Here is a 13,956-nt window from a genome sequence, read left to right on the forward strand (position 1 = left end):
GATGACGAGGCGCCGGAAATCCGGATTCTGCGTCTTAGGCAGGGCAAACGGCGGCTACGAGGAGCGGGGTGTGGGGCGGCCGTACCCGCCTCCGCCCCCGAGGGGAGGGGATGGCATGGCTTCAAGGGGTAGGAGTTACACGAGCTACGAGGAGGCAGTCCGGGCGGCGGTGTCGGTGTTCGGCGCGGAAGTAACCCCGAAGCTCAAGGGACGCGGCTGGCAGGAGGACCAACTGCGCGGCCCGCTGGAGACTCTGATCCGGTCGGTATGCCGCGGCTTGGGGCTGGAAGTGACGCTCACCGGCGAGGTGCCTTTGGTGGACCTCAATGCCCGGCCGGACTATGCGATGGATGTGGGTGGTGCGCTCGTCGGCTACATCGAGCTGAAGAAGCCGGGCACACAGGCTGATCCAGCCGTTTTCACGGGGCGCAATGCGGAGCAGTGGGAGAAGTTGCGATTGCTGCCGAACGTGCTGCTGTGTGACGGTGATGAGTTCTCTGTTCATCAAAACGGCCAGCAGGTCGGGGATGTGGCCCGGATGAGGGGGTCGGTGCGTACCTCCGGTTTCCGGCTTGCCCCTGCCGACGGAACGCTGGCGCGCGTGCTGCACGACTTCCTTACCTGGAAGCCTCAGAAGCCCCGCACCACCAGCCAACTCGTCCACACCGTCGCCAGCCTGTGCCAGCTGCTGTCAGAGGAGGTGGGAGAGTCGATCGCACTGGAGAGGGCCCGCCAGCGCCCTCCGGTCTTCACCAAGCTCGCCAAGGACTGGCGCCACCTGCTGTTCCCGGAGACCACCGATGCCCAGTTCATCGAGCAGTACGGCCAAGCCGTGGTGTTCGCCTTGTTGCTGGCCCGGGTAGAGGGAATCGTCTTCGAGGGCGAGACCATCCACGGCATCGCCACGAAGCTCGGCAAGAAACACTCCCTGATGGGCAAGGCGCTGGAGGTCCTCGCGGGCGAGTCGGTCAGCGAACTGTCCACCACCTTGAACACCCTGCTGCGGGTCGTCAGCGTCGTCGACTGGGAAGTGCTGGACGACGGCACTGGAGACGCCTACTTTCTGCTATACGAGCACTTCCTGCGCATCTACGATCCCGAGCTCCGCATCCGCACTGGTTCCTACTACACGCCGCACGGCGTCGTGGCAGCGGTGACACGGCTGACGGAGGACATCCTCAAAGAGGAGGGCTTCCGCATCCCCTCAGGATTCGCCTCGCCCGACGTGGTCGTCGTCGATCCGGCCATGGGCACGGGCACGTTTCTGTTGTCCGCGCTGGAACATGCGGCGATCACGATCGCCGAGGAGGAGGGGCAAGGGGCGGTGGGGCCGCGGCTGAGGGAGATGGTCGCGCGTCGGCTGGTCGGCTTCGAGATGCAGACCGGCCCGTTCGCCGTGGCCGAGTTGCGCATGCACGCCATGCTCAAGAAATACCGGTCCGCCGCCCCCGCCCAGGGACTTAGGCTGCTGGTGGCCGATGCGCTGGACAGCCCGACGGCCGAGTTGAACTGGATTCCCCACACCTACCGAGCGCTGGCCGAGTCCCGCCGCCAGGCCAATCACGTCAAGCGTGACGAGCGGGTCATGGTGGTCATGGGCAACCCACCTCACGACGCCGTGGGCAAGGGGGCGGGCAAGTGGGTGGAACGTGGCGACCCAGAAGCGGGCACTCCCGCCCCGTTGGACGATTTCCGGCTCCCGGGTAACGGCCGATACGAATCGAAGATCTCCAATCTCCACGTGTACTTCTGGCGCTGGGCCACCTGGAAGGTATTTGACGCTCATGACGACGCCGCGTTCGGGGTGGTCGCGCTGATCACGCCCAAAGCGTGGCTGAAAGGGCGGGCTTTCGCAGGGATGCGCCGCTACCTGCGCCGAACGGCTGACGCAGGCTGGATCATCGACATCTCCCCGGAAGGTCAGCGAGCCGACGTAGCCACCAGGCTCTTCCCGGAGGTGGCACAGGAGTTATGCATCGCGATCTTCGTCCGCTGGAAGGTACGCACATCTGGTTCCGCCACCTTCTGGCACCTGAAGGTCGGCGGGCGCCGTGACCAGAAGATCGACCGCCTGATGTCCCTGGCCTTCGACGACCCCGAGTGGTGTGCATGCGCACCGGGTGAGACGGCCCCGCTCCTGCCGCCCGGCAGCGACGTGTGGGAGGCGACGCCCCTACTGGAAGACCTCATGCCGTGGTCCTCGCGCGGAGTGACCCCGGGGCGCATGTGGGTGTACGCGCCCGGCAAGGAGACACTCCACGAACGCTGGCGGCGCTTCCTGGCCGCCGACACCGGGCGCCGCCGCGCGATGCTCGGCGAGGCCAGAGACCGTCATCTCGACAGCAGGGTGGAGCCACTGCCCGGCACCTCCGGCTACGACCGGACGCCCCTGCGCTTCGAGCACAGGCCCCAGCCGGAGCCCGAGCAGATCGCCTACCGATCGTTCGACCGGCAATGGATCATGCCCGACCACCGATTGATGGTCGTAGCCCGGCCCGACCTGTGGCGGGTGCGCGGCGAGCGTCAGATCTACACCATCGAGCAGAACGCCCACGCGGTGATCAACGGCCCGGCGCTGGTCTTCAGCTCTCTGCTGCCCGACATGCACTACTACAACGGCCGAAGCGGCTGCGCTCGCCCCCTGTACCGCAACGCCAGTTGCACCCTCTCCAACCTGGTGCCCGGACTGCTCCCGCTGCTCAGCCGACGGCTCGCCCTTTCCGTCACACCGCCAGACACCCTGGCCTACATCGCCGCCGTCGCGTCCCACCCCGGCTACACCGAGCGGTTCCTGGATGACCTGGAAGTCCCGGGCGTACGGATACCTCTCACCGCCGACCCGCACCTGTGGGAGCGGGCCGTCGACCTCGGCCGGCGTGTGCTGTGGCTGCACACCTACGGCGAGCGGTACGCGGACGCGGCGGCTGGCAGACCGCACGGGAAGATCCTGCTTCCGGCCAGTCGCCGACCACGCTGCCTGGAGGAGATCCCGGACGACCCGGAAGGCATGCCCGAGCGGCTGGCATACGACCCGGTGACACAGGACCTGTGGGTTGGAGCCGGGCGGATCAACCCCGTTCCTCCCGCCGTCCGGGACTATCAGGTCTCCGGCATGAACGTCCTGGACAAGTGGTTCGGCTACCGGAGGAAGAAGCCCGCAGGCAAGCGACGCCTGGAACTCGACCACGTGGTCGCCGAGCGATGGTCTCCCATATGGACGACGGAGCTGCTGGAGTTACTCAATGTCCTCGGCCTGCTGGTCCAGCAGGAACCAGCACAGGGAGAACTCCTCAGTGACATCTGCACGGGCCCACTGATCACCGTGGCCGACCTGACCGAGGAAGACATACTGCCCGTGCCGAGAGAGGCGACCAAGCCGCTGAAGGCCGCTTCGGACGCGGGGGACGGACTCTTCGACCTCTGAACGAGACAGGCTTGCCACCTGCATGACCAGTGGGCAGCAGGAAGACAGCCCCGACGTCAGCCAGCCCCGCGATCGTTCGCCGTCTGCTGATCTTGGCTGGCTTCGTGACACTGGTACTGAACGTGACTGAGCTGCTGTTGGCGGGGAGTGGGGGCGAAGAAGTCTCGGGCGCTTGTGGCCGCCGTCCCGCGCTGGGCATCGCCCCTCTTCCGACTCGGAACGGCCTGCTGCACCTTCCGTTGAAGAGGTTGACAGTCGAGGGAGAAGCGCGGAGGAACGCCGGACTCCGGGGGCTCGGCGGCACTGACAGCCCTCAGAGCGTGCGCGACGTGGAGACGCACAGGTTTGAGCCCTCGGTGAAATCGTCGGAAGGCGGATGCCGTCGGAGAAGCCGATGAGCGTCCGACCTCGATCATGCCCGCGACTGTGCTGTCGTGAAGCACGTCCCGCCCGTCTCAAGCGATGGCGCAGCCCGGGCCAACTCCCAGTGATACGAGCCTTCGTCGGCTACGTATAACGAGTCGGTAACGCGACGGGACGGTCGTCGGCCGCGGGGCTTACCGGGGATGACAACGCAGCGAGTCGCCGCCCGAAGCCACACCCGGCGGCGACTCAGACCCCCTGGAAGGACCCCGATCATGCGTCCGTCGCAGCGTGCGCTGCTCATCTCCGCTGCCTGCACCTCCTTTGCCCTCACCGCGGCGCTTCAGACGACGGCCGTCGCCGCCGACGAGGATGCCCGCTCGGTCCAGGTGGTGATGGTCAACTTCACTGACAGCTCGTTCACGGATCCGGCGAAAAGCCGGTCCGATCTGGAGCAGTCCTACTTCGGCGAGACTGACTCCCTGACGTCGTACTACAACGAGATCACCAAGGGGGCAGCCACCTTCGAATCCGGCGCCGGCGAGGGCGGTGTGTACGGGCCGGTCGACATCCCCGTGGCCGCCGGCTGCGACACCAACAAGATCTACAACGAGACATTGAAGGAGATGGAGAAGCAGGGTCTCGGGTGGGATGACTTCGCGCACCTGTCGCTTGCCTTCCCCGGCGACAAGGCGGGGTGCGGTTTCGGGGGGCTCGGTTCGGTCGGCGGCGGCATCACCTGGCTGCCCGTCGGGGGTGATGGCGGCGGTGTCGATCAGACGGTTCTGGTCCACGAGTTCGGGCACAATTTCGGCTATCCGCATCAACCGCGGATCTCTTGCCCCGGCACCGATCTCGCCGACTGCCAGGAGTCCGAGGGTGCCAACAGCCGCAAGACGCCCATGGGCGGCGGCACTCGGTCGGTGGGTCTCACGGCGCCCGAGTTGCTGCACTCCAGCTGGTTGTCGGACAAGGAGGCGGTCAAGGTCAAGAAGTCCGCTACCTACACGCTCAACTCCCTCTACGGGGCGCGGGACGAGATACGTGCGCTGGACATCCCCGTCGGCGAGGACCGCCTGGTCGTGGAGTACCGCCAGGCGTCCGGCACCCTGGACAAGCACCTCCAGGGCGTCCACGCCTACCGGATCCCGGGGGGCAACTACGCCGGGGCGGAGATGATCGACATGACCCCGGAGGCCGACCACTCCTTCGACTCGGGTGAGCCGGATGCCGATGCCCTGGCAGCCGGAGTCACCCTGACGGGCAAGGCTCACAAAGTTGCGGTCGAGGTCGTCAACTCCGAGGGCGCCTCAGCAACTGTGGCGGTCAGCCTGAACGGTGTACCCGCACCGGCTGCAGCCGGTGTGGCCAGCGAGCAGCAGGCGGAGCCGCAGAGCGAGAAGACCAAGCCGGCCGGCTCGGGCATGGAAGACGGCTCCGGCGCGGCCGACGACTCCGGTCTCGCCGAGACCGGCGCGGACTCCGGAGTCTCGACACCGCTCGTGGCCGGTGGCGCCGCGCTGGTCGTGCTCGGTGGAGCGTTCGTGGTCAAGTCACGGCGCAAGCGCGTTCCTTCCGCGACTCACCGCGCACGTTGAAGCCGAAGGCGCTCCGCCGGCCAGTTCGTGGCCGGCGGGGCGCCTTAGCCGTGCTCACATTCGGAGCTGGGCGAGCGGCGAACGGACGCGCCGTCACCCGCTCTCGGGCCGCCTCGTATACGAAAAAGGTCAGTTTCGTAGCCGCGGGCGATCTTCCTACGGGTCGCGGGTAGGGGAGGGGGCATGGGTGCTCGGCGAGACAGTCAGCGCGTCGCAGTTCCTGGACTGCGGCTCGGAGATTCGGCGCCCTCTTTGCAGCTTGCGCCACGGTGCCTGACCTGATGCCTGGTCTGCCTCGTGAGGAACGCGCCGACCCTCGGTGATGTGCGTGGGCCGGACGCTCGGAGGGGTCAGGAACGTCGGGTGTGGCGCTCGCGGAACGAACTCGGCGGTATACCGACCCGCTTGGTGAAGAGTCGGGTGAAGTACCCCTGGTCGTCGTAGCCGACGCGGCGGGCGATCGCCGCGATGGTGAGGTCGGTGTTGGCCAGGAGCTCCTTCGCCAGGTTGAGGCGGGTTGCCAGGATGAACTCCTTGGGGCTGCATCCGGCAGTGCGCCCGACCGTATCGCGCAGCTCGTCCCTGCTCAGTGACAGCCTGCGGGTGTGTTCGGGCACGGAAATCGGCAGGCAGGCGGCTTCGGTGAACCTCTCGAGCACCGTCGGGGCGTGTCGGCCCGTGCCGGTCCGGCTGCGACGCAGAGTGGTCAGAAACTCGTGCAGACCGGTCGCGACGGATGATGCGTAATGTGGCTCCGATTCGTTGCATACCGTTGCCACCTTGCGGACGGCGCGACGGACAGGCTCGGCCGAGGAGAGCGGGACGACGATGTCGCCGATGTGCCCGAGTTCCGTGTGCGCGTCCACGGCCGGCCCGATGAAGCCGACGAAGCACTCCGAGCAATCCGATGTGTGTGGCCCGTAGTGGTGCTCCATGCCGGGTGGGAGCCGCAGCAGCACAGGGGCGACCACGTCGATGGGCTCGCGCCCACCCCAGGAGAACCAGCCGGATCCGGACAGGATGACGAGCGCCAGGTGGTGGTCCAACGTGCGTGGCCCTTCCGGCAGGTATCTGGGCTGCATGCCGACCGCTGTACAGGCCAGGGTCGGTCTCCTTGATGTCGTGGGCGGTGTGAGAGTGCGCTGCCAGCGGTCGCCGTGCTCGCGGCCGAAGGCCCAGTCGGCATCCCCCTGGGGATGCGTCGGAGTGTCCATGCCTCTCCAGGTCGAATCCGTCTGGCCTTCCGACGGCTCCGGGCGGTTCAGTAGCTGAATATCTGCGTCCAGGCCCGGTCGTCGGTGGTCACCTGACCTTCTGAGTTCATCCATGACGTCACCACGCTTTCCGGGAAGTTCTGGTCGCGGGCGATGGTGTCCGCGCCGGGAGGCTCACAGCCTTGAGCCAAGGCCCGGTCGGTGAAGCTGCGGCCGTTGAGGCGTGTACCCGTAGTAGTGGCGGCCGGGATGCCCTTGCTGTACGGCTGAACGGCGCGGCCGAGGCGCCGGTACGCTGCAGCGCTGTCGCGCAACACCGTGTCGTCGCAGGCAGACTTCGGCCCTCCTGGGGGCCGGATGGGCCAGGTGGTGCGCAACCAGCTGGCCTGCACCACCCGGTGCGGCACTCAGCCCACTCCGGTGCGTACGGATCTGGTTTCCCGTCAAGGCGGCCAGCCAGGGCAGGAAGCTCTCCGGGCGCGGCAACGATTGCTGGCCGCCGAGCATGCGGATCATGATCACCTGCGCCATGCCCGTTCGGCGCCCGGCCGACGGTGCTGTCCACGCGCGGCAGATGCGAGACGAAAAGCACGTCCCCTGCCGGTCGGCTACCCCACCGCGACACATCGACCAGCATGCTGTCGGATTCTCTGCTCGCCGCCACGCTGCCCACGTCCTTCCTTGTCCTCGCCGGTTCTGCCCCAGGGGAGACCGCAGTCGAGAGCGCCGGACCGGAAATCTCGCCTCCCGGGTCCTGCGGTCCCCCTCCCGCCGTCCTGCACTCCGTCGCCCTTGACCTGCGTCTTTTACTGGCTCGGAGGCATCCCACAGGCGAGTAAGTGGCGATCGGCTCGTGCGTCCCGCCACTTTGCCAACGCTTTACGCTCCGGGTCGTCCTCGGTGCGGCGTCGCCGTCTGCCGTCGACACCGCGGACCAGCGCGAGGCCGTTAGGGCGCTGACGGCTGGGACATCACACAGTCCGACACCGCCACCAAGGACGCCGCCACCGTCATCGAGTAGACCTTCGACGCGGACCGCGAGGAGCGTGTCGCCGATGTCCAGCAGCGCGACCCGGCAGTGCGAGGCGCCCAGGTCGACGCCGGCCGGCGACGGCGTGTTCGCGTGTGCGCAGCGAGAGGCGGCGCGGGGGGCGGCCGCCGGTGGAGCCGGCTTCCGCGTCCTCGTCGACGAAGCCGTGCGCGATGAGCGCGTCGACGCGCTGGGAGACGGTGGAGCGGGCGAGGCCCGTGAGGCGGGCGATCTCGGCGCGGGTGGCGGCGTCGGCGAGGAAGTCGCTGTCACAGGAGGCACCACAGAGAAGCCTTGAGTGCGAGAGAAGGCAATCTTTGTTTGATGATCGACCAAATGAGGTGAAAGAAGTCCATGTTCGTGCCTTGCTTCAACCCTTGACGGGTCAAAGTGAGCTAGGAACCCTCCAAGCATGTTGACGATGCAGGACGTGTCCAAGAGCTTTCTCGGGGTGCGGGTGCTGCACGGGGTGTCGCTCGACCTCGAACCGGGTGAGGTCCACGCCCTGGTGGGGGAGAACGGCGCGGGCAAGTCGACGCTGATGAAGGTGCTCGCCGGGGAGTACGCCCCCGACGAGGGCACCATCACGCTCGACGGCACGGTGCACGCCTTCTCGCACCCCGTACAGGCCCAGGCCGCCGGGATCGGTCTCATCCATCAGGAGTTCGCGCTGCTCCCGCACCGCACCGTCGCGGAGAACGTCTTCCTCGGCCGCGAGCCGGTACGTCGCGGGCTCGTCGACCGGCGCGCCATGGAGCGCCGCACCGCCGAGCTCCTCGCCGAGCTGGACGAGACCGGAATCGCCCCCCACACCCAGGTCAAGGACCTCTCGGTGGCCCGCCAGCAGACGGTGGAGATCGTCAAGGCGCTGGCGGCGTCCGATGTCCGTGTGCTTGTCATGGACGAGCCGACCGCACCGCTGGCCGACCACGAGGTCGAACTCCTCTACGCGCTCATCCGCCGCCTCGCCGCCCGCGGCATCGGCATCCTCTACATCAGCCACCGTCTCCGCGAGGTCTTCGACCTCTCCCGCCGCATCACCGTCCTCAAGGACGGCCGCAAGGTCGCCACCCTCACCACCGCCGACACCGGCCCCGACGACGTCGTCCGGGCCATGGTCGGCCGCGAGCTCGGCTCGTACTACCCGCCCCGCGCCCAGGCCGAGGAGATCGGCGAGCCGCTGCTGACGACGGCGGGCGCCGGCAACGAGCGCCTCGCCGGCATCGACCTCACCCTCAGGGCCGGCGAAGTCACCGGTGTCGCCGGGCTCCAGGGCTCGGGCCGGACTTCCCTCGTACGGGCCCTCTTCGGCGCCGCGCCCTTCACCCGCGGCAGCATGACCGTCGCCGGCCGCGCGCTGCGCCCCGGCAGCCCCCGGCAGGCCATCCGCGGCGGCGTCGCGCTGGTCACCGAGGACCGCAAGGGCGAGGGCCTGGCCCTGCACCAGTCCGTACGCGACAACGCCCTCCTCGTCACCCGCGCCGTCCACGCCGGCGGCGCGCAGGCGGGCGAGGTCTCGGCCCTGCTCGACCGGGTCAACCTCCGCTCCCGCGGCCACGACCAGGAGGTCCAGTACCTCTCCGGCGGCAACCAGCAGAAGGTCGTCATCGCCAAGTGGCTCGCCGCCAGGCCCCGCGTGCTGCTCTTCGACGAGCCCACCCGCGGCGTCGACGTCGGCGCCAAGGCCGCCATCCACACCCTCGTCCGCGAACTCGCCCGCGACGGCATGGCCGTCCTCATCGTCTCCTCAGAACTGCCCGAGCTGATCGGCATGAGCGACCGCATCCTCGTCATGGCCGACGGCACCCTCGCCGGCGAACTCCCCGCCGGGGCGGGCGAGGAGGACATTATGCGCCTGGCGACGGGCGAGCCGTCGAAGGAGCGTGCCGCATGACGGCTGTGCAGACCGAGGTGGTCGTGGAGACTTCCGGTGGTAGGTCGCCGGGGCTGCGACGGCTGAAGGTCACCGATCCCGTGGTCGGGGTGTGGCTGGCCGCCGCCGCGGTCACGCTGATCGGCTGGATCGTCGTGGCGATCGACGGCGGCCAGTTCATGACCCAGTCGAACGCGACCGGGATTCTGCAGAACTCCGTCGCGCTCGGTCTGGTCGCGGTGGGTCAGTCGGCGGTGATCCTCACGGGTTCGCTGGATTTGTCGGTGGCGTACCTCATCAGCCTCGGGACGCTGGTTGCCGCCGAGACGATGGAGGACGGCAGCGTCGTCACGGCGGTGCTGGCCGTGCTGGCGCTGTCCGTGGCGGTGGGGCTGGCCAACGGGTTGATCGTCACCGGGCTGAAGGTCAACGCCTTCATCGCCACCCTCGGCATGTCCTTCATCCTGCGCGGCTACATCGAGGACAACTACACCGGACCCGCGGGTGATGTCCCCGCGTCCTTCCAGCGGTTGGGCTACGACCGGATCGGCTTCATCCCGGTCTCGGTCTTCCTGCTGATCGCGGTGGCGGCGGTGTTGTGGCTGATCACGAAACGTACGCGGCTGGGTCATCACATGTACGCGACCGGCGGTGATGAGCACGCCGCGCGGCTGTCGGGCGTGCGGACCAAGCGCACGGTGATCTATGCGCATGTGCTGTGTGCCCTGTGTGTGGGTGCCGCCGCGCTGTTCCTGGCTTCGCGGCTGGGGGCGGGGGCTCCGTGGGCGGGTACTGAGGCGCGTTACGACCTGGATTCGATCGCGGCCGTGGTGCTCGGCGGCACGGCGCTGGCCGGCGGTCGTGGCGGGGTGGCGGGGACGCTGGGCGGGGTGCTGCTGCTGTCGGTGCTGGACAGCATCTTCAACCAGTTGTCCGTCGATCCGTTCTTCAAGAACGTGGTCCGCGGTGTGGTCATCATCGCCGCCGTCGCGTTGTATGCCCGTCCGTTCCGCCGCCGGGCGAAGGCCCGCGACCTGGCGCGGAAGAACGACGAACAGAAGGGAGCGGTCGCATGACGACCACGACTCCCGACACGTCCACCGCCGGGCCGGCGTCGCCCCTTGCCGGCATCGGGCGGCGGCTCGGTACGGGTGCCCCCGTCTACGTGCTCCTCGCCGTGCTGCTCGCCGCGCTGGCGATCACCGACCCCGGGTTCTACGAGCCCGACTCCTTCCTCGCGTTCGTCAAGCGCGCCGCCCCGCTGGTGATCCTCGCCGCGGGCCAGTACATGGTCATCGTCTCCGGCGGCTTCGACCTCTCCGTCGGCGCGGTGGTCACGGCCGGGGTCGTCGCCGGGGCCGAGTTCTACGGCTCGTACCCGGACGCGCCCTGGTTGCTGGTCACCGCCGGGCTGCTGCTCGCAGGGGCGATCGTCGGCCTGGTCAACGGGCTCATCACCACCGTGCTGCTGGTGCCGTCGTTCATCACGACGCTCGGCATGATGCTGATCCTCGAAGGCGCCGTCTTCTACTGGACCGGCGGCTCCCCCCAGGGCGTACTGCCCCAGTCCTTCCGCGAGTTCGGCCGCGGCGAGGCCGGCGGCTGGCTGCCGTGGGCGGTGCTCGCCTGCCTCGCGGTCGGCGCCGTCGCCGTGTGGCTGATGCGCGCCGATTTCGGCCGTACGCTCCTGGCCACCGGCGACAACGAGCGCGCCGCCGCGCTCGCGGGCGTGCGCGTACCCCGCGTGCGCACCCTGGCGTTCGTGCTCTCCGGCACCGCCGCGGCGCTCGCCGCGGTGCTGGTCGCCGGCTTCTCCGGGGTCTCGGCGCAGGCCGGCCGGGGGCTGGAGTTCGAGGCGATCACCGCCGTCGTGCTCGGCGGGGTCATCCTCGGCGGCGGCCGCGGCTCGGTCGTCGCCGCCATGGCCGGGGCGTTCTCGCTCCAGGCGCTGTTCACGCTGCTCAACCTCCAGGGCGTCTCGGGCGCGCTGGAGTCCACGGTCCAGGGATTCATCGTCATCGCGGCCGTCGGCCTCGGCGCCACCGACTTCTCCCGGCTGCGCCGACGCCGTTCACCATCGTCTTCTCCGGAAGGAAAGCCCTCATGAGCCGCACGATGTTCATACGACCCCGGAGAGGACGTTCGAGGCTGGTTGCTCCGGCGGCGGCCCTGTTCGCTGCCGCGCTGCTGGTGTCGTGTTCCTCTGATGCTCCCAAGGATGATCTCGCTGATGAGGCGTCGTCGTCTGCCGGGGCGGGGGACGGCGATGCGAAGTCGGAGTTCTTCGACCAGGCGGACTACGACCGGCAGTTGGAGCTGACGAAGGCGACCCCCGAGGGTCCCGAGGGCAAGCCCTGGGAGCAGATGCTCGACCCGCAGTCGGGCGGGATGGTCGACACCTCCGAGTACGCCAAGAAGGGCGACGGCGGCGTCAAGCTGTGCTTCTCCAACGCCGGCGTCTTCAACCCCTGGCGGCAGGTGGGGCTGAAGACCATGGAGGCGGAGGTCGCGCAGCACGACGAGATCGAGGACTTCACCGTCCTGGACGCGCAGGGCAAGGACGACAAGCAGATCTCCGACATCCAGGAGCTGTCGGGGAAGAACTGCGACGCGCTGATCGTCTCGCCGAACACCACCGCCACCCTCACCCCCGCCGTCGAGGAGGCGTGCGGCAAGATCCCGGTGATCGTCTTCGACCGCGGCGTGGAGACCGACTGCGCGGTGACGTTCATCAGTCCCATCGGCGGCTACGCCTACGGCGCCGCCGCCGCGGACTTCCTGGTGGACGAGGTGGACAAGGGCGGCAAGATCGTGGCGCTGCGCATCTCGCCCGGCGTGGACGTGCTGGAGACCCGCTGGTCGGCCGCGGAGATCGCGTTCGAGAAGGCCGGACTCGACGTGGTCGAGGTGAAGTTCACCGACGGCGACCCGTCGAAGGCCAAGTCGATCGTCTCCGACGCCATCGCGCGGCACGGCCAGATCGACGGCGTGTGGATGGACTCCGGCGCCACGTCGGTCGCCGCCGTCGAGGCGTTCGAGGACGCGGGCGAGGACATTCCGCCGATCACCGGCGAGGACCAGCAGGACTTCCTCCAGGCGTGGAAGGACAAGGACCTGACCGCCATCGCGCCCGCGTACCCGACGTTCCAGTGGCGTACGCCCGTGATCGCCGCGCTCAAGATCCTGGCCGGCGAGGAGGTCCCGAAGGAGTGGACGCTGCCGCAGCCGGTCGTCACCGAGGAGAACTTCGACGAGTACTACAAGGAGGGCATGCCCCCGCTGCACTACGGCGCCTGCGGCTGCGAGGACCTGCCCGGCTACCCCGGCGACTGGGGCGGTGAATGATGCCGGCCCCCGCACCGACGCTGCCCCCGTCGCCCGCACGGCAAGCCGCTTTCCCCGTCGGCGCCAACCCGTGGATCTGGCACTCCCCGGTCACCACCGAGGTACTTGAGCTGCTGTTGCCGCGGCTGGCCGCATGGGGCTTCGACTGCGTCGAGCTGCCGCTGGAGCAGGAGGACGACTGGAGACCGCGGATGGTCGGGGAACTGCTGCGGTCGACCGGCCTGACTCCGGCAGCGGTGATCGCCGTCATGCCGCCCGATCGTCAGCTCGTGCAGGCGGGCCGGCTCACTACCCGTGCCACGCGGGACTACCTCTTGCGCTGTGTCGATGCGGCGTACGAGGTCGGTGCGCCGGTGGTTGCCGGGCCGATGTACGCGGCGGTGGGCAGGACCTGGCGGATGGACGAGGACGAGCGGGCGGCGGCGTACGCCGAGTGGCGGGACAACATCGCGCCGGTCGTCGCGCACGCCGCGGCCGCCGGGGTGCTGCTGGCCGTCGAGCCGCTCAACCGGTACGAGACCAGCCTGCTCAACACCGTCGCGCAGACCGTGACGGCGCTGGACGGGCTGCCCGGCGAGACGATCGGGGTCGCCCTCGACACGTACCACCAGAACATCGAGGAGCGCTCCCTGCCCGGCGCCGTGCGCGCGGCGGCGGGGCGGATCGCGCACGTCCAGGTGTGCGCCAACGACCGGGGCGCGCCCGGCGCGGACCACCTGGACTGGCCCGGTTTCCTCGGCGCGCTGGACGAGGCGGGCTACCGCGGCCCGCTGTGCATCGAGTCGTTCACGGCGCACAACGCGACCATCGCCGTGGCGGCGTCCGTGTGGCGGCCCCTCGCGTCGACTCAGGACGCCATCGCTACCGAGGGCCTGGCCTTCCTCCGGCGGGTCATGCCCGTCCCCTCCCGACCCAGCCGCCCTCCCACGCCAACGGCCTGACGGGACAAGCCCCACCGGTGCGGTGATCACCGCCCCGCGAGCCGCACCGGTGGCCTCACCGCTCAGCGCTTCAGCCCGCTGACGGATCGCTTCTCCGACGGGCCGGACGATCCACCCCTGGCTGTTCGCTCCGCCGCGCGCACGTACCGGCGGCGGTTCCAGCTCTAC

General features: G+C 69.0%; 10 protein-coding genes. 7 read left to right on the forward strand and 3 right to left on the reverse strand.

Annotated elements, in window-relative coordinates; genetic code table 11:
• Nucleotides 1-115: 115 nt before the first annotated feature.
• A complete protein-coding gene (locus DMB38_RS25585) occupies nt 116-3,424 on the forward strand; it encodes a type ISP restriction/modification enzyme (RefSeq protein ID WP_164716104.1) in 3,309 nt (1,102 codons plus the stop codon).
• Nucleotides 3,425-4,062: 638 nt separating this feature from the next.
• Nucleotides 4,063-5,385, forward strand: a complete 1,323-nt coding sequence (locus DMB38_RS36245) for an LAETG motif-containing sortase-dependent surface protein (RefSeq protein ID WP_164716106.1) — start codon at nt 4,063-4,065, stop codon at nt 5,383-5,385.
• Nucleotides 5,386-5,735: 350 nt separating this feature from the next.
• On the opposite strand, the gene DMB38_RS25595 is transcribed toward DMB38_RS36245, so the two are convergent.
• The 3 genes from DMB38_RS25595 to DMB38_RS25605 all read right to left on the reverse strand — a co-directional run bounded on the left by DMB38_RS25595 (nt 5,736) and on the right by DMB38_RS25605 (nt 7,861).
• A complete protein-coding gene (locus tag DMB38_RS25595) occupies nt 5,736-6,599 on the reverse strand; it encodes a helix-turn-helix domain-containing protein (RefSeq protein ID WP_125937130.1) in 864 nt (287 codons plus the stop codon).
• Between the two features lie 47 nt (nt 6,600-6,646).
• The gene (locus DMB38_RS25600) at nt 6,647-6,994 is read right to left on the reverse strand and encodes a hypothetical protein (protein ID WP_125937131.1); all 348 of its coding nucleotides are present in this window, start codon (nt 6,992-6,994) and stop codon (nt 6,647-6,649) included.
• 615 nt (nt 6,995-7,609) lie between these two features.
• Nucleotides 7,610-7,861: a helix-turn-helix domain-containing protein gene (locus DMB38_RS25605; RefSeq protein ID WP_240662747.1), complete on the reverse strand. Its 252-nt coding sequence runs from the start codon at nt 7,859-7,861 to the stop codon at nt 7,610-7,612.
• 180 nt (nt 7,862-8,041) lie between these two features.
• On the opposite strand from DMB38_RS25605, the gene DMB38_RS25610 reads away from it, so the two are divergent.
• From DMB38_RS25610 to DMB38_RS25630, 5 genes are read left to right on the forward strand one after another with little or no spacing between them, the layout of a single operon-like run.
• A complete protein-coding gene (locus DMB38_RS25610; protein ID WP_125937132.1) occupies nt 8,042-9,523 on the forward strand; it encodes a sugar ABC transporter ATP-binding protein in 1,482 nt (493 codons plus the stop codon).
• The gene (locus DMB38_RS25615) at nt 9,520-10,578 is read left to right on the forward strand and encodes an ABC transporter permease (protein WP_125937133.1); all 1,059 of its coding nucleotides are present in this window, start codon (nt 9,520-9,522) and stop codon (nt 10,576-10,578) included. The genes DMB38_RS25610 and DMB38_RS25615 overlap by 4 nt, the downstream gene beginning before the upstream one ends.
• Nucleotides 10,575-11,609 (forward strand): ABC transporter permease, encoded by a 1,035-nt coding sequence (locus tag DMB38_RS25620; protein ID WP_125937134.1) that lies wholly within the window; start codon nt 10,575-10,577, stop codon nt 11,607-11,609. Before DMB38_RS25615 ends, DMB38_RS25620 begins: the two co-directional genes overlap by 4 nt.
• A gap of 8 nt (nt 11,610-11,617) precedes the next feature.
• Nucleotides 11,618-12,847: a substrate-binding domain-containing protein gene (locus DMB38_RS25625; RefSeq protein ID WP_125939272.1), complete on the forward strand. Its 1,230-nt coding sequence runs from the start codon at nt 11,618-11,620 to the stop codon at nt 12,845-12,847.
• Complete coding sequence (locus DMB38_RS25630; protein ID WP_240662465.1) at nt 12,844-13,788, forward strand: sugar phosphate isomerase/epimerase; 945 nt, start codon at nt 12,844-12,846, stop codon at nt 13,786-13,788. The genes DMB38_RS25625 and DMB38_RS25630 overlap by 4 nt, the downstream gene beginning before the upstream one ends.
• Nucleotides 13,789-13,956 lie beyond the last annotated feature (168 nt).

Origin of the sequence: Streptomyces sp. WAC 06738, from assembly GCF_003945505.1 — a bacterium.
In the GTDB taxonomy this organism is placed as follows: domain Bacteria; phylum Actinomycetota; class Actinomycetes; order Streptomycetales; family Streptomycetaceae; genus Streptomyces.